We start from the raw sequence: 14,978 nt of genomic DNA, 5'->3' as shown, positions 1-14,978 counted from the left end.
CCACGCCGTGCGGCCGTCTCGTCGCCGCACGGTTTCTTTCTGCATCCATCCGGATCACGCCCCGCGTCGTCGGCTTTCCCTTTCCCTTCGACGTTGGAGCGTTCACATGTCCGTTTCCGTTGCCGCGCGCGCCCGCGCTGGCTCGGTGAGTCTGGTCGTCGCCGGGGTGCTGTGGGGCACCGGTGGCCTCGCCGGCTCCCTCCTGTCCGAGCGGGCGGGGCTGCATCCGCTGGCCGTGGCCGCGTACCGGCTGCTGCTCGGCGGCGCCTTCGCCGTGCTGTTCCTGTGGGCCACCGGCAGGCTGCGCGCACTGCCGCGCACGCGGGCCGCGGTGGTGCGGCTGCTGCTCGCCGGTGTCCTGCTCGGCCTGTTCCAGGCGTGCTACTTCGCCGCGGTGTCGCTCACGTCGGTGAGCATCGCCACGATGACCACGATCGGCAGCGTCCCGGTGTTCGTGGCGCTCGCGACGGCGGTCGCCCTGCGGCGCGCCCCGCGGTTGCCGACCGTGGTGTCCATCGCGGGCGCGCTGCTCGGCCTCGTACTGCTCAGGTGGTCCCCCGACGGCGCGGGTGAGGGCTGGGAGACGATCGCCGGTCTCGCGTTCGCGCTCGGCGCGGGAGCCGGGTTCGCCACCCTGACGCTCGCCACCGGCAAGCCCGTCGAGGGCCTGGATCCCTTGCGTACCACCGCGTTCGGCTGTCTCCTCGGCGGCGTGGCGCTGCTGCCGGCCGCGTTGTGGTTCGGCGCGGCCGTTCCGCTCAATGCTGACGTGCTCGCGCTCGCGGTGTACCTGGGAGCCGTGCCGACGGCGCTGGCGTACGCGGCGTACTTCCGCGGTCTCGCGAACTCGCATCCGGTGCTCGCCGCGCTGTCGGCGTTGCTGGAACCGCTGACGGCCGCCGTGCTGGCGGCGGTGCTGCTTGGCGAGCGGCTCGGCGTGGCCGGCTGGTGCGGCGCGGCGCTGCTGGTCGCCGCGATCGGCGTCAGCTACTGGCGGCCCGAGCGCTGACCGGCCGGATGGCGTGTCCCCGTGGCCGCGCCACCCGGTTCCGCGAGCACGAGCAGGCCCCGCCGGGTGACGGAGCGGTCGGTCACCGTCGCGCTGCGCCACCCTGCGGGCACCACGCCCGCTACCAGCCGGTCACGCGTGCGGGGCGCCTGGCGTGCGTGCCGGGAGAACGACCAGCCGAGCAGCACGCGGCCTCGCCGGTGCTGGCCCTTCAGTGCCTCCTCGACGGTGCAGTCGATCCACAGCAGATGCCTCGGCCGCCCCGTCAGCACACCCAGCGCGACGAAGGCGAACCGGGCGAACGCACCCGTCGCGGGATCGTGCACGACGATCGTGGTCCGTGCCCTTGCGGCCACGACGACGAGCCGGAGCAGGTGCAGCACGTGGACGAGCGGCCGGTACCAGGCGTACGGCGTCCCGGCCGGGAGGACACGGCGGAGCAGGGAGCGCAGCTGGTCGGTGTCGAGCACGGTGACGGGCGGGACGCTCTCGATGTCGCGCAGTAGTGTGCTCTTGCCCGCACCCGGCAGGCCCGCCACCACCACCAGCGCGTGGGGCTCGACGTGCAGGGGAAAACGGCCGGATGCGGTAAGGCTCATGCCCCGCCCAACGCGCCGAGGGTGACCCCGCGTTCCGGAAAACCCAGCGGATCGGGACATTCTCGGGAAACGCACAGGCTACTCGAGGGGAAGCGTGCGCCCGAGGATCGCGAACGGGCGCGGATCGCCCGCGAAATAGTAGTCGCGGAGCACGTCGGTGAAGCCGAGCCTGCGGTACAGCTTCCACGCGCGGCTCGTCCCCTCGGGCGTGGAGAGCAGCACGTACCGCTGCCGCACGCCGTCGACGAGCGTGCGCAGCAGGTCCTCGCCGGTACCCCGGCCCTGGCTGCTGGGCCGGACGTGGATCTCGGTCAGCTCGAAGTAGTCACCGAGCCACGCGTCGGCGGCCTGGTCGCCCTCGCGGCCCGACAGGCCCCTGCGCACCTGCTCGTGCCACCACTGGCCGGGCGTGCCGCGGTAGCCGTAGGCGAGGCCGACGAGGCGGTCGTCGGTGTCGAGCGCGGCGACGCAGCGCCAGCCGTCCCGCAGCGCGTGGGTGAGCCACATCGGCGCGCGCTGCTCGGCGGTGCCCTCGGGGTAGTTCATGGCGGCGACGTAGAGCGACAGCGCCTCGGGCAGGCGGGCGCGGAACTCGTCGCCGGAGAGGTGGGCGAGCTTGGCGTAGCCGGAGGACATCGCGGTCATGCCGGCCCGTCCCCCGGGGGCGAGGCCGCGACGTCGGCCGCGCGGCCGACGGTGACGGAGAGCAGACCCTCGAACGTCGTGGGGTACACCGACTTCGGGTGCCCGGCCGCCGCCCACACCACGTCGTAGGCCCGCAGCGCGGTGTCGACCAGCGTGATCAGCCTGCTGGGATGCCCGACCGGCGCGACGCCGCCGATGGTCTGCCCGGTGTGCTCCTTGACGAACGCGGGGTCGGCCTTGCCGACCGCGGTGGCCCCGGTCAGCGCGGCGAGCGTGCGCGGGTCGGCGCGGTGCGCGCCGGAGGTCAGCGCGAGCAGCGGGGCGTCGGGCTCGCCGTCGAACGAGGCGCGGAACACGAGGCTGTTGGCGATCGCGCCCACCTCGACGCCCAGTGCCTCGGCCGCCAGTGCCGCCGTGCGCGCGTCGGCGGGCAGGATCCGGATGCCGTCGGCGGCGGCGTGCTGGCCGGCCTCGGTGAGGGCAGCCGCGACCTTGGCGACCGCGGGGTGGTCGAGGGTGCTCATACACGTATGAGATCACGGGACGGCGGTCGGGTGCGACGCAGATCGCCCGTCGACCACCCCACCTGGGCTTGAGCACTCGCCGCCCGCGAGCTAATCTGGAGGTGTTCGAACATACGTTCGACACCCGGTGGAGCGCTCTCCGGTCGGTCCCCGGCGCGTGGATGGGGGAAGCATCTGCGCGCCGGGACCATTGTCGGCCGTCGCGCTCCATCTCCGGTTCGAGAGAGGGAGGTGGGCCATGTCCGTCGCGTTCGCGTCGCGCGGTGGCCCGGGGTCGCGCAAGGGCTCCACGCAGCCCGCGCTGCCGTTCGAGGTGCGGCCGCCGGCGGTGCCCGCCGCCGTGTCACTGCTCACCCAGGCGAAACACGGGCTGGCGGAGGCGGCCCGGGAGCCCGATCCGGTCAAGCGGTTCATCGCCGCGTACCTGTCGGCGCTGCGGGCCGCGGCGGCGATCCTCGCCGCGCGCGGGCGCCCGCACCGGGGCCGCGCGAAGCCGGAGAGCGTGTGGACGCTGCTGGAGGGCGCCGTGCCGGAGCTGCGGCAGTGGGCTGGGTTCTTCGCGGCGCATTCGGCGAGGCGGGCGGCGGCGCAGGCCGGCGTCACCCGGCGCATCACCGCCGAGGCCGCGGACGAGCTGTCCGCGCGGGCGGGTCAGTTCGTGTCGATCGCGGGCCGCGTGGTGCACGGTCATCCCGTGGAACGGGCCGCCCACTGCGGTGCGCGGCCGCACGTTCACCGGCGCCGGAGCGGATGATGCGGGGACAGGCGCTGATCGACCACGGCAGGCTGCTGGACGCGATGGGGTACGAGGTCGACCTGCTGATCGAGGCGGCGCGCGCGGTGCCGCACGACGTGCCGGTGCCGATGAGTCCGGGTTGGACGGTCGGCGAGGTGGTCCGCCACGTGGGCAGTGTCTACCGCGTCGCGCTGGCGTGGCTGGTCGAGGGACGCAGGCCCACGGAGTGGCAGCGGGATCCCGCGCCGGGCCAGACGGTCGAAAGCTACCTGCGGCAGGGGTTCGTGGATCTGGACGAGGTGCTGCGCTGGCACGGTCCCGGTGAACGGGCGGCCACGTGGTGGCCCGCGGATCCGACATACGGGTTCTGGTGCCGCCGCATGGCACACGAGTCCACGATCCACCGCGTCGACGTCGAGGACGCGGCGGGGTTCGACCTCGGTCAGATCGCCGACGACATCGCGCTCGACGGGATCGACGAGGCGCTCGCCGTGTGGTTCGGCCACCGGCTCGGGATGCTGGGCCTCAGCGGCACCAGGGAGAGCTCGGTGGGCGTGTGCACCGGCGGGTACAGCTGGATCGCCAGGGCGGGGCCCACGGACACGGTCGCGTGGCGCTGCTCCGATGCCGAAGCATCGCGGGCCGACGCGGTCGTCTCCGAGTCACCGGTCACGGTCTACCTGTGGCTGTGGGGCAGGCAGCGGCTGGGCGCGGTGCACGTGGACGGTGACGACGACGCGGTCGGGCAGTTGTGGGCGCTGATGAGGCTGGCGACGCGATGACGGGTTTGTGGGGAAGCAACATCCGTTGTCGTGGCCGGTCGCTAGATTGCCCGTATGGCAACTCGTCTGGCGCATCTCGTGGTGGACGCGCGACAGCCGCCGGTGCTCGCCGCGTTCTGGTCCGGGCTCCTGGGTTGGGAGGTGGTGCCTGAGGACGAGGCGGACGTTGAGGGTGCGGTCACGGTGCGGGCGCCGAAGGCGGATGGCTGCGGGCTGTCGCTGGTCTTCGTGCCCGCACCGGGACCCAAGACGGCCAAGAACCGGGTTCACCTCGATCTGGCCAGTGCGAGCCCGGAGCGGCAACGGTCCATCGTGGACGATGCGCTTGCCCGTGGCGCCACCACTGCCGACATCGGGCAGACCGCCGTGCCGTGGGTGGTGCTCGCCGACCCCGAGGGCAACGAGTTCTGCGTGCTCGAACCGCGTGAGGAGTACGCCGGCACCGGTGCGCTGGCGGCCGTTGTCGTGGACGTGCGCGAACCGGCGGTGCTCGGGGAGTTCTGGTCCTCGGTCAGCGGCTGGGACGTGGTGCGGCGTCATTCTCAGTTTGTGAGCCTGCGGGAGCCCGGCCGTCGCGGACCGTGGCTGGAGCTGCTGCGCAACGAGGACGCCGAGCACACGGGGTCGAGGTGGCGCCTCGCCGTGTCCGCAGAGCCCGGTGAGTCGCCGGGTGCGGGGGTCACCGATCCGGAGGGTAACGAGATCCCGGTCGTGGCTCCGGTCTGAACCTCGGATCTGCTCACGGAGCGTGTTTCCGTTGCGTTGCGCACCCGCGGCAACGCTGACACGCGCGAAACACCTCTGCCGCCGACCAGCAACAACGTCCGGGGAGCGTGGATGGCATGGACATCCGCCGTGCCCGGACCACCGCGCGTTCGGAGATTCCCCGTGCCTGGCTCGACGAAGTGCGGGAGGCCGACCGGACCTCGGTCACGTGGAGGCTGCGCGTCCGCATGGACGACCGGCCCGGCACGCTGGCCCGGGTCGCGATCCGGCTCGCGGACCTGGAGTGCAACATCCTCGGTCTCGCCGTGCTGGCGGTACCGGAAGGGGTGCTCGACGAGATCGTCATCAGGCCGGCCGTGGGCCTGACGCGCGCGCACCTGGTCGAGGCCATCGAGAACGAGGACTGCGAATGCCTCGGCATCACCGACGCCGACGTGCGGGAGCTGGTCGACTCGTCGGCGGCCGGGCTGGCCGCGGCGGGCCGTGTCGTCGCCGATCCGGCGGGCCTCGCCGATGCGGTGCGGGAGGTCCTCGCGGCGGATCTGGTCACCGTGGTGCCGTCCGCCGAGGCCAACCCGGGCCGGACCGAGGGCGGGCACCGCGCGGTCTTCCCCGCGGGAGAGGGTGACGCGCTTGTCGCCCGCAGGCTGTGGGCGCCGTTCCTGCAGCAGGAGCTGGCGAGGGCGGGCGCGCTGCTCGGACTGCTGGCGGCCGTGCGCGCCAACGTCTCCGGGCCCACGGTCGAGACCTGCACCGACGGTGCGACCGTCGTGCTGCGCGAGGCCAGGCCCGGTGACGCCGACGCACTTTTGGCGCTGCACGGCCGGTGCTCGACACGGACCCTGTTCCACCGCTACCACACCGGCCTGCGCACCGTGCCGCGCCGCTGGCTGCACCGGCTGCTGGTCCCGCCGCGCGGGGTCAGCGTCGTGGCCGTTTGCGGACGGGACGTGGTCGCGCTCGGCCAGCTGATTCCCGAGCCGGGCGGTGGCCCGGCGGAGATCTCACTGCTCGTGGAGGACGCGTGGCAGCGCAACGGGCTCGGCACCGCGCTCCTGCGCAGGCTGGCCGTGCTCGCCGCCGCGCGAGGGCACCGCGAGCTCGTCGCGCTGTGCCTGCCCGGGGAAGACGGAATCCGCAGGACAGCTCTCCGGGCAGGGCTCTCGCCTGCACCCGCCCCCGATGAGAGAGGTGTCCTGCGGATCGTCCTCTAGGAGCGTGCTGAACGACCCCGCCCGTCGCGCAGCAGGGGCAGCGGTTGGTCAGCGCGCTCCTCGCCGCTCGTCAGCAGGTGACGGACACGTCGGCGCTCTCCTCGAAGGAGACGTGGACGTGGTCGTAGTGGTTCGCGGTCGCGCTGCCGCGGTCCTCCATCATCGACCAGCCGCTGCCGTCGTTGTACTGCTGTTCCCAGATCACGTAGGTCACGCCGAACTCCTCCTGGTGAGCCAGGACGTAGTCGGCGATCTGGTCACCGGTGGCCGAGTCGACCATGAAGTCGAGCGCCAGCCCGGAGGGGTGGTCGCTCGCGCCGGACCGGCTGCCGACGCCGCCGACGGAGTCGACCTCGAACTTCGTCAGCACGTGGTTGCCCACCTGCGCGACGTGAGGCTGCGTGCCCTCGAGCTCGGTCGAGCAGGACTCGGGCGGGGGCGGTGGTGGCGGAGGAGGCGGGGGCGGAGGCTCTTCGCTGGAGCTCTCCGTGGTCGTTGTCGGGGTCGGGGAGGGGGAGGGCGGGGGTGTAGTCGTCGTGCTGGTCGGAACCGGCTTCCGGCTCGTGGTGGGGGATGGTTTCACGAGCCGGTGCTGTTCGGTCGGTCCCGCGGAGGCGGCGAGCGCGGCCGCGCCGCCTCCGCCGTTCTCGGTGTCGTTGCCCCACAGCCCACTGGTGAACCAGACTGTGAAGGCGAGCATGCTCGCCGCGCCTACGCCCAGCGCGGTCGGTTTTGCCCAGGAGGGCGATCTTTTCGCACGATGTCGGCCGGCCATTTCTGTCCTCGAAAAATCGATTACGGCAAGAGCTCGGCCAGATTACGAACTGACAACGGCGAAGTCACGAACGAGTGGTGATGGCCACAGGGCAGGCGAAGCAACCTGGGACTTTACCCGAGTGAGTTACGCCGTTCGGCGGTATAACCGGCAGATCACGACGCACTCATAAAGTGCGCTGGTCGCACACCGTCAGATCACTATTCCAGAGCGTTGTCGAGCGATTTGTCAGCGGGACCAGAACCAGTCGCGCTGGCGCGCTTCGCGCAGTGCCTGCCGTCGCTGGTCCTTGTCGAGCCGGTCGAGGTAGAGCTTGCCGTCGAGGTGATCGGTCTCGTGCTGCAGGCACTGCGCCATGAGCCCGCTGCCCTCCACGGTCACCGGCTCGTTGCGCAGGTCGACGCCGCGGACGACCGCGTGCCGCGCCCGCACGGTGGTGAACCACAGTTCGGGCACCGACAGACAGCCCTCCGTGACCTCCTGCGTCTCCTCGGAGAGCTCCACGATCTCCGGGTTCAGCACGTAGCCGAGCTCGCCCTTCACGTTGTAGCTGAACGCCCGCAGGCTCACGCCGATCTGCGGCGCGGCGAGCCCCGCCCTGCCGGGCAGGTCGACGGTCTCGAGGAGGTCGTCGACCAGGGCCTTCACCGAGGCGTCGAACCGGGTCACCGGGTCCGCCACGGTCTTCAGCACCGGGTCACCGAAGTAGCGCAGGTCGCGCATGGCCATCGTCGGGGTCCTTTCCACACGTCGCCGTGCAGCTTAGGACGCGGGTGGTCAGGCCCGGAGCCGCAGCCCCTTCGGGGTCGCCCGGAAACCGGCCTCCCGCAGGACGTCCGCGAGCTCGGAGGTCAGTGCCTCCTCGCCGTCCGCCCGTTGCACCTGCAGTTGCCCGAGCCATCCCTCCTTGACCGCCGTGGACAGCGCGTGAGCCGCCGTGCGCAGCACCGATCCGTCCTCGGTGAACGACAGCAGGGATCGCCCGCCCCGTTCCACGTAGAGCGCGGGCACACCGTCGGCCAGCACCGTCAGCGCCCCCGCCTTGCGGGCGGGCCGGTGCCTGGTGGCGCCCAGCGGAACGGGCCAGGGCAGGGCGGCGCCGTACGGCTGCGCCGGGTCGGCGGCCGCCAGCACCACGGCGCCCTGCGGCGCGCGCGGCCCGCCCGCGTCGGACAGCGCCCGCAGCCGGTCGACCGCGCCACGGGCCGCGAACTGCGCCGCGCCGAGGCCCTCCACCACGTACCCGCGGATGACCTGCCCAGAGTCCTCCATGCCGCGCAGCACCTTGTAGATCCCGGAGAAACCGCCGGTGACCCGTTCGGTGTCCAGCGCTCCGCGCGTGAGCACCCCGTGCCGCTCCAGGAACGACTCCGTCCTCGCGTGGGTCCGCCGCGTCGGGTCGGCCTCCCGGTCCGGCGTCAGCCCCCAGCGGCCCGCGACCGTCGGCGGCCCGGTGCGCGACGGCATCGCGGGCCTGCCCGCGCGCAGCCGCGCGTAGCGGCCCCTCGGCGGCGAGCGGCGCGGCTTGTGCGCCGCGCCCTTCCCGGACACCTGCGCCCGTAACGGGCCGAGCGTGTCGCCCGTGACCAGCCCGGCCCACACCAGGTCCCACAGCGCGGCGACCACGTCGCCGTCGTCCGGAGGTTTGTCGACCAACGGTGTCACACGGTCGACGAGCTGCCGGAAGAACAGCGCCCCGTGCTCCAAAGTGGACACGATCGCGGTGTGCAGCGGGCTCTCCGGCGCGCTCTCCTCGACATCGGGCAGCAGCAGATCGGCCACATCGGACGGTGCCAGCGCGACCCAGCCGTCCCCTCCGGACAGCGCGCCGCAGCCGCACCACGTCACCTCGCCCGCCGTGGTCAGCTCGTCCATGAGCGCCGGGTAGTAGCCGGGCAGCCTGCTCGGCAGGATCAGCGACTCCAGCGCGCTCGCAGGCAGTGGAGCACCGGCCAGCTGCTCGACCACGGACAGCACGTCGTCCGCCGTCGGTGCCGAGCGCACGCGCCCACCGATGCCGTGCCAGCCGGGCAGGAACCGGCCCAGCGCCGCCGGTTCGACCGGCTCGACCTCGGCCCGCAGCCGCGCCAGCGACGCGCGCCGGAGCCTGCGCAGCACCGCCGCGTCGCAGTACTCGACGCCGCCAGGCTCGTACGGCTGCGGCCGCAGCTCGCCCCTGACCAGCCTGCCCTCCGACGTCAGCCGGTCGAGGATCCCGGTGACCACCGCGGGACCGAGCCCGAACCGCCGCGCCGCCTGTGCCGCCGCGAACGGCCCTCGGCTGCGGGCGTAGCGGATCAGCAGATCGCCCAGCGGGTCGGCCACCGGCTCCGTGAACACCTCGGGAACGCCGATCGGCAGCGCGACGCCGAGCGCGTCCCGCACCCTCCCGGCGTCCTCGATCGCGAGGTACCGTTCCTCGCCCCCGATGCGCACCTGGATCGCCCGCCGTGCGGCGACCAGCTCGGTCAGCCAGCCGGCCTGCACCCCGCGTTCGGCGGCCTCCTCGAGGGTCAGGTCACCGAGGAAGCGCAGCAGGTCCGCCGTGTCCTCGACGCCGCGGGCGTGCCGGTCGTCGTCGAGCCGCTGCAGCGAGCGCTCCACCGACGCCACCACGTCGGCGTCGAGCAGCTCCCGGATCGCCTCGGTGCCGAGCAGCTCGGCGAGCAGTGCCGAGTCGAGCGACAGCGCCGCGGCCCGCCGCTCCGCCAGCGGGGCGTCCGTCTCGTACAGGAACATGCCGACGTAGCCGAACAGCAGACTCCGCGCGAACGGCGACGCCGACGGCGTCTCCACCTCGACGACCTTCACCCTCCGCGCCCTGACGTCGGCCATCAGCTCACGCAGCCCGCCCACGTCGTACACGTCCTGCAGGCATTCCCGCATGGCCTCGAGCACCACCGGGAACCGCTCGTACTTGGCGGCCACCCCGAGCAGCTGCGCCGCCCGCTGCCGCTGCTGCCACAACGGCGTGCGGCGGCGGGGATCCCGGCGCGGCAGCAGCAGCGAGCGTGCCGCGCACTCCCGAAACCGCGCCGCGAACAACGCCGAGCCGCCGACCTCGGTGACGATCAGCGACTCGACCTCGTCGGGATCGACGAGCACGTCCTCCGCGGTGAGCATGATCTCCCTGCCGTCGGCGTCGAGCGCCTCCGGCAGCCGCAGCACGATCCCGTCGTCGGAGTGCGCCACCTGCGCGTCCACGCCGCGCGTCTCCCGCAGCCGCGCCGCGATCGCCAGCGCCCACGGCGCGTTCACCTGTGCCCCGAACGGCGAGTGCACCACCACACGCCAGTCGCCGAGCTCGTCGCGGAACCGCTCCAGCAGCATCGTGCGGTCACTCGGCACGTGCCGGGTCGCCTCGCGCTGCTCGCCCAGGTACGCCAGCAGGTTCGTGCTGGCCCGTTCGTCGAGGCCCGCCGAGGCGGCCCGTCGCCGGGCGTTCTCGTCGTCCGATGTGGACAGCTCACGCAGGAACTTCCCAAGCGCCCTGCCCAGCTCCAGCGGCCTGCCCGGCGCGTCGCCCTTCCAGAACGGCATCCGCGCGGGCTCGCCCGGCGCGGGCACCACGATCACGCGGTCGTGGGTGATGTCGGTGATCCGCCACGACGAGGTGCCCAGCAGGATCGTGTCCCCGACCCTGGACTCGTACACCATTTCCTCGTCCAGCTCGCCGACACGCGAACCCGGCCGTTCGCCATCGCCCGGCGTCATCACCGTGAAGAGGCCGCGGTCGGGGATCGTGCCGCCCGAGGTGACGGCGAGCCGCTGCGCGCCCGGCCTGCCGCGCAGCTCCCCGGTCACCCGGTCCCAGGTGATGCGGGCCCGCAGCTCGCCGAACTCCTCGCTGGGATATCGGCCGGCGAGCATGTCGAGCACGGCGTGCAGCGCGTCATCCGGCAGCGCCGTGAACGGGGCCGCCCTGCGCACCGTCGCGGCGATCTCCTCCACCGTCCTCGGTTCGAGCGCGACCATCGCGACGATCTGCTGTGCCAGCACGTCGAGCGGGTTGCGGGGATACCGGATCGCCTCGATGGCGCCGCTCGTCATCCGCTCGGCCACGACCGCGCACGACACCAGGTCGCCCCGGAACTTCGGGAACATCACCCCGCTCGACACCGCGCCGACGTGGTGCCCGGCCCTGCCAACCCGCTGCAGGCCGGACGCGACCGTGGGCGGCGCCTCGATCTGCACCACCAGATCGACCGCGCCCATGTCGATGCCGAGCTCCAGCGAGGACGTGGCGACCACGCACGGCAGCCGTCCCGACTTCAGCTCCTCCTCGACGTGGGTGCGCTGCTCGCGCGACATCGAGCCGTGGTGGGCCTTCGCGACCGTCGCCTCCGCTCCCACCGTGAGCCCGGACTCGCCGATCGCCTCCGCGGGATAGCGCTGGCCCGGTTCCAGCTCGGTGTGCTCGGCCACGAGCTCGTTGAGCCGCGCCGTGAGCCGCTCGGCGAGCCGCCGCGAGTTCGCGAACACGATGGTGGACCGGTGCTGCCGGATCAGCTCCAGCACGCGTTCCTCGACGGCGGGCCAGATCGACGGCCTGCGCACCGCGGCGCCCGAGATCTCCTCCTGTGTGCCGATCCCGCCCTCCGAGGGCAACGGCAGTGGCTCGGTGGGCGGGCTCGCCGGCGCGTCGAGCTCGCCCATGTCCTCGACCGGCACCTCGACGCTGACCTCGATCGTCTTGGCGAGCTTCGGCTGCACCACGCGCACCGGCCTGCCGCCCGCCAGGAACGAGCTCACCTCGTCGACGGGCCGGACCGTGGCCGAAAGCCCGATGCGCTGGGCCGGCTCGGGCAGCAGGTCGTCGAGCCGCTCCAGCGAGAGCGCGAGGTGGGCGCCGCGCTTGCCGCCCGCGACGGCGTGCACCTCGTCCACGATCACCGTCTCGACCCCGCGCAGCGCCTCCCTCGCCGACGAGGTCAGGATCAGGAACAGCGACTCCGGCGTGGTCACCAGCACGTCGGGCGGCGTGCGGGCGAACGAGCGGCGCTCGGCCGCCGTGGTGTCGCCGGTGCGCATGCCGACCGTGATGTCCGGCACCGGCAGGCCCAGCCGGTGCGACGCCTGCGAGATCCCCGCGAGCGGCGCCCTCAGGTTGCGCTGGACGTCCACGGCGAGTGCCTTCAACGGCGAGACGTAGAGGACCCGGCACCGGTTCTCCGGCGTGCGAGGTGGCCCCTCGACCGCCAGCCGGTCCAGCGCCCACAGGAACGCGGCCAGCGTCTTGCCCGAGCCCGTCGGCGCCACCACCAGTGCGTGCTCGCCCGCGTGCGCGGCGCGCCACGCTCCCGCCTGCGCGCGTGTGGGCTCGGCGAAGGCCCCCGCGAACCAGTCCCTGGTCGCGGGGGAGAAGAGGTCCAGAACATCGGTGCCCACGTTCCCCATGATGCGCCCGGCCACCGACAGTTTCCGCGCGTACCCGTCCTGAGCAGGGAAATCGCCGGGTCGGTCCACGCCGTGAGCGCGGACGTGGGAGCATCACCGCGAGCTTCGCGACATCAACAAGGGGAGAACTGTGCGGATTCTGTCCGTGGATCTCGGTACGTCCAACACCGTCGCCGTCCTGTCCGCACACGGTCGCCCGCCCCGCGTCGTCGAGGTCGACGGTTCCGCCACGATGCCCTCCGCGGTCTTCGCCGAGGAGGACGGCACTCTCGTCGTGGGCAGGGACGCCGAGCGGCGCGCCCGGCTGGACCCGACCCGGTTCGAACCCAACCCGAAGCGCAGGGTCGACGAGCAGACCCTGCTGCTCGGCACCGACGTCGTCCCGGTGAACGAGGCGCTGGCCGCGGTCCTGCGGCGCGTGCTCGACGAGACCTCCCGGCAGCTCGGCGGCGAGCAGCCCGACGAGATCCGGCTGACCCATCCCGCGCAGTGGGGCCCCGTCCGCCGCAACGTCCTGCTCTCGGCCGCGCGGCTGGCCGGCATGACGGGCTCCGTCTCGCTCGTGCCCGAGCCCGTGGCGGCCGCCGCGCACTTCGCGTCGTTCCCCGGCAAGGCACTCGGCCCCGGGCAGACACTCGCCGTCTACGACCTGGGCGCGGGCACGTTCGACGTCGCCGTCGTCGGCGCCACGCAGAACGGTTACACCGTGCTGGCCGAGGACGGGCTCCCCGACCTCGGCGGTCTGGACGTCGACCAGGCATTGCTCGTCCACGTCGGGCGCGAGGTCTCCCACCGCGACCCGCAGCACTGGCAGCGGCTTCTGCGCCCGGAGTCCACGGCCGACCGGCGCACCCGGCGCACGCTCCAGGAGGACGTCAAGGCCGCCAAGGAGGCACTGTCGAGGCTGCCGCAGACCGAGGTCCCGATGCCGGAGCCGTTCACCGACGTGCTCGTCACCAGGGCGGAGCTGGAGGCGCTCGTCCGGCCGGCCATGCTCCGCAGTGTCGAGCTGCTCGCCAGGACGGTCCGCGCGGCGGGGCTGAGCCCCGACCGGCTGGCCGGCATCTACCTGGTCGGCGGGTCGAGCAGGCTGCCGCTGGTGGGCACGCTCCTCGCGGAGAAGCTCGGCGTGGTGCCCTCCAGCCTCGACCAGCCCGAGACCGCCGTGGCGCTCGGCGCGCACCACGTGGCCTCCGACGGCATCAGCATGCGCACCCAGAACGTCGAGGGACAGGTCGCCTCGGCGGGCGTGGCACCGCCCCAGCCCGCCCCCGCCGCCACCGGCCCGCACCGTCCGCCGCAGGTCGCCGCGGTGCCCGGATACGCGCCCTACCAGCAGCAGGCCGCGTACCCGAACAGCGGCCCGCAGCCCGCGCTGGCCACCCAGCACGCGCCGCAGGCGAACTTCCCGTCGTACCCGGCGGCGCCCGACGGCAAGGCAGGGAAGAACCGGAGGAAGGTGCTCATCGGGGCCGCGATCGCGGCCGTGGTGCTGATCGCGGCCGGGACGGCCTTCTTCCTGTGGCCCTCGTCGTCGGTCACGACCTACACGGCGGAGGAGTGCCGCGAGCCGGGCCAGACCGACCAGCAGGGCTTCACGGGCTGCCTGCGGCAGCTCGCGGGCGACCTCGCCGACACCAGCCAGTGCGGCCCCGGCACCGGGACCGGCCCGGCCGCGGCGGCGAACGAGGAGGAGCTGGGGGTCACCGTGACCTGCTCCGCGCCGGGCCTCGCGGGGGCGCAGGTCACCTACCTGCACGGCTCGTCGCGTGACGTGCTGAAGCAGTACACCGACGGGCTGCTGAACCGCACGGGCGGCGGCGACCGGGTGGAGGCCGACTGGGGTGGCAACGCGCTCGAGGGCAGCTACTCGGCCTCGGCGGGGCGGAACTCCTCCGTGCTGGTGTTCACGGTCGACGACCGCCCGCTGTCCGGGTTCATCTACCAGGTCAACGCCACGGGAGAGGGCGAGTCGACCAAGCCGGGTGCCTTGGCCGACTACTTCGAGCGGAACGTGCAGCCGGGCGAGTAGCCGTCACTTCCGCCGGTTGCGGCGGTAGTTGACCACCAGCACGACCAGTGTCGCACTCACGGCCACGATCGAGGCGAGCGCCAGCGCCGTCGACTCGAACCCGGAGAAGGTCTGTGCGAGCTGCATGCCTCCACGGTACGGGAGCACGCCGGTCCCGCACCGTGGCCGGACCGTCGCCGTGGTTAGCCTTGTCCCGATGCGAATCACGGTTTTTCGACGGCTGATGGCGGACGAGTTCGGCGCGGCGCGCTCGGAGACGCTGGCCAAGGACCACGTGCTCAGCGGCCTCGGCGGGCGCACGGTTGACGAGGCGCTCGAGGCCGGGGTGCCCGCGAAGGAGATCTGGCAGCAGGTTTGCGCCGAGTTCGAGATTCCCGCCGAGCGCCGCTGACGGCCCGGACGAGCCGGGAAATCCTACGGGATGGGTGTGTCACCTTCGACCTCGAACAGGTGTTCGTCTATCGTGTTGTTCACATCGGGGTCGTCTGTCCACAGATTTCCGCCGAGCCCGGGAACTGTCGGACCCCGCCCGTAACGTC

General features: G+C 72.9%; 14 protein-coding genes. 7 read left to right on the top strand and 7 right to left on the bottom strand.

From position 1 onward, the window contains the following. Positions 1–106 precede the first annotated feature (106 nt). Positions 107–1,009 (top strand): DMT family transporter, encoded by a 903-nt coding sequence (locus BA062_RS23800; RefSeq protein WP_110340322.1) that lies wholly within the window; start codon positions 107–109, stop codon positions 1,007–1,009. Here BA062_RS23800 and BA062_RS23795 read toward each other — a convergent pair. The 3 genes from BA062_RS23795 to BA062_RS23785 all read right to left on the bottom strand — a co-directional run bounded on the left by BA062_RS23795 (position 988) and on the right by BA062_RS23785 (position 2,777). Next, on the bottom strand, positions 988–1,608 hold the full coding sequence (locus BA062_RS23795) for an AAA family ATPase (RefSeq protein WP_110340320.1): 621 nt from the start codon (positions 1,606–1,608) through the stop codon (positions 988–990). The genes BA062_RS23800 and BA062_RS23795 overlap by 22 nt on opposite strands. A gap of 78 nt (positions 1,609–1,686) precedes the next feature. Then, positions 1,687–2,253 (bottom strand): GNAT family N-acetyltransferase, encoded by a 567-nt coding sequence (locus BA062_RS23790; RefSeq protein ID WP_110340318.1) that lies wholly within the window; start codon positions 2,251–2,253, stop codon positions 1,687–1,689. Continuing rightward, positions 2,250–2,777 (bottom strand): YbaK/EbsC family protein, encoded by a 528-nt coding sequence (locus BA062_RS23785; RefSeq protein WP_110340316.1) that lies wholly within the window; start codon positions 2,775–2,777, stop codon positions 2,250–2,252. Before BA062_RS23785 ends, BA062_RS23790 begins: the two co-directional genes overlap by 4 nt. Positions 2,778–3,015: 238 nt before the next feature. On the opposite strand from BA062_RS23785, the gene BA062_RS23780 reads away from it, so the two are divergent. From BA062_RS23780 to BA062_RS23765, 4 genes are all read left to right on the top strand, one after another. After that, positions 3,016–3,531, top strand: a complete 516-nt coding sequence (locus BA062_RS23780) for an SAV_6107 family HEPN domain-containing protein (RefSeq protein WP_110340314.1) — start codon at positions 3,016–3,018, stop codon at positions 3,529–3,531. Beyond that, positions 3,531–4,295, top strand: a complete 765-nt coding sequence (locus BA062_RS23775) for a maleylpyruvate isomerase family mycothiol-dependent enzyme (RefSeq protein ID WP_110340312.1) — start codon at positions 3,531–3,533, stop codon at positions 4,293–4,295. The genes BA062_RS23780 and BA062_RS23775 overlap by 1 nt, the downstream gene beginning before the upstream one ends. 54 nt (positions 4,296–4,349) lie before the next feature. Further along, the gene (locus BA062_RS23770) at positions 4,350–5,021 is read left to right on the top strand and encodes a VOC family protein (protein ID WP_110340310.1); all 672 of its coding nucleotides are present in this window, start codon (positions 4,350–4,352) and stop codon (positions 5,019–5,021) included. A gap of 116 nt (positions 5,022–5,137) precedes the next feature. After that, on the top strand, positions 5,138–6,235 hold the full coding sequence (locus tag BA062_RS23765) for a GNAT family N-acetyltransferase (protein ID WP_391359932.1): 1,098 nt from the start codon (positions 5,138–5,140) through the stop codon (positions 6,233–6,235). Between the two features lie 70 nt (positions 6,236–6,305). On the opposite strand, the gene BA062_RS23760 is transcribed toward BA062_RS23765, so the two are convergent. From BA062_RS23760 to BA062_RS23750, 3 genes are all read right to left on the bottom strand, one after another. Continuing rightward, the gene (locus BA062_RS23760) at positions 6,306–6,935 is read right to left on the bottom strand and encodes a VldE C-terminal domain-containing protein (RefSeq protein WP_452626080.1); all 630 of its coding nucleotides are present in this window, start codon (positions 6,933–6,935) and stop codon (positions 6,306–6,308) included. A gap of 303 nt (positions 6,936–7,238) precedes the next feature. Then, positions 7,239–7,739 carry a peptide deformylase gene (gene def / locus BA062_RS23755; protein WP_110340306.1) on the bottom strand — a complete coding sequence of 167 codons (501 nt, stop codon included), beginning with the start codon at positions 7,737–7,739 and terminating at the stop codon, positions 7,239–7,241. A gap of 48 nt (positions 7,740–7,787) precedes the next feature. Continuing rightward, positions 7,788–12,407 (bottom strand): ATP-dependent helicase, encoded by a 4,620-nt coding sequence (locus BA062_RS23750; protein WP_168214082.1) that lies wholly within the window; start codon positions 12,405–12,407, stop codon positions 7,788–7,790. 130 nt (positions 12,408–12,537) lie between these two features. On the opposite strand from BA062_RS23750, the gene BA062_RS23745 reads away from it, so the two are divergent. Beyond that, positions 12,538–14,439 carry an Hsp70 family protein gene (locus BA062_RS23745; RefSeq protein WP_110340302.1) on the top strand — a complete coding sequence of 634 codons (1,902 nt, stop codon included), beginning with the start codon at positions 12,538–12,540 and terminating at the stop codon, positions 14,437–14,439. A 3-nt stretch (positions 14,440–14,442) separates the two neighbouring features. On the opposite strand, the gene BA062_RS41005 is transcribed toward BA062_RS23745, so the two are convergent. Further along, positions 14,443–14,565, bottom strand: a complete 123-nt coding sequence (locus tag BA062_RS41005; RefSeq protein WP_281271652.1) for a hypothetical protein — start codon at positions 14,563–14,565, stop codon at positions 14,443–14,445. 70 nt (positions 14,566–14,635) lie between these two features. Between BA062_RS41005 and BA062_RS23740 the strand changes: the two genes are divergently transcribed. Further along, positions 14,636–14,830 carry a DUF3046 domain-containing protein gene (locus BA062_RS23740; protein ID WP_110340300.1) on the top strand — a complete coding sequence of 65 codons (195 nt, stop codon included), beginning with the start codon at positions 14,636–14,638 and terminating at the stop codon, positions 14,828–14,830. Positions 14,831–14,978 lie beyond the last annotated feature (148 nt).

Origin of the sequence: Prauserella flavalba (assembly GCF_003202235.1) — a bacterium.
Taxonomy (GTDB): domain Bacteria; phylum Actinomycetota; class Actinomycetes; order Mycobacteriales; family Pseudonocardiaceae; genus Prauserella_A; species Prauserella_A flavalba.
The sequence above is the reverse complement of the archived record's forward strand: the minus strand, read 5'-3'. Positions and strand labels throughout refer to the sequence as shown.

Coding starts and splice junctions, on each gene's coding strand:
- BA062_RS23800 (WP_110340322.1), top strand. CDS start 107: ATGTCCGTTTCCGTTGCCGCGCGCGCCCGCGCTGGCTCGGTGAGTCTG.
- BA062_RS23795 (WP_110340320.1), bottom strand. CDS start 1,608: ATGAGCCTTACCGCATCCGGCCGTTTTCCCCTGCACGTCGAGCCCCAC.
- BA062_RS23790 (WP_110340318.1), bottom strand. CDS start 2,253: ATGACCGCGATGTCCTCCGGCTACGCCAAGCTCGCCCACCTCTCCGGC.
- BA062_RS23785 (WP_110340316.1), bottom strand. CDS start 2,777: ATGAGCACCCTCGACCACCCCGCGGTCGCCAAGGTCGCGGCTGCCCTC.
- BA062_RS23780 (WP_110340314.1), top strand. CDS start 3,016: ATGTCCGTCGCGTTCGCGTCGCGCGGTGGCCCGGGGTCGCGCAAGGGC.
- BA062_RS23775 (WP_110340312.1), top strand. CDS start 3,531: ATGCGGGGACAGGCGCTGATCGACCACGGCAGGCTGCTGGACGCGATG.
- BA062_RS23770 (WP_110340310.1), top strand. CDS start 4,350: ATGGCAACTCGTCTGGCGCATCTCGTGGTGGACGCGCGACAGCCGCCG.
- BA062_RS23765 (WP_391359932.1), top strand. CDS start 5,138: ATGGACATCCGCCGTGCCCGGACCACCGCGCGTTCGGAGATTCCCCGT.
- BA062_RS23760 (WP_452626080.1), bottom strand. CDS start 6,935: ATGCTCGCCTTCACAGTCTGGTTCACCAGTGGGCTGTGGGGCAACGAC.
- def (WP_110340306.1), bottom strand. CDS start 7,739: ATGGCCATGCGCGACCTGCGCTACTTCGGTGACCCGGTGCTGAAGACC.
- BA062_RS23750 (WP_168214082.1), bottom strand. CDS start 12,407: ATGGGGAACGTGGGCACCGATGTTCTGGACCTCTTCTCCCCCGCGACC.
- BA062_RS41005 (WP_281271652.1), bottom strand. CDS start 14,565: ATGCAGCTCGCACAGACCTTCTCCGGGTTCGAGTCGACGGCGCTGGCG.
- BA062_RS23740 (WP_110340300.1), top strand. CDS start 14,636: ATGCGAATCACGGTTTTTCGACGGCTGATGGCGGACGAGTTCGGCGCG.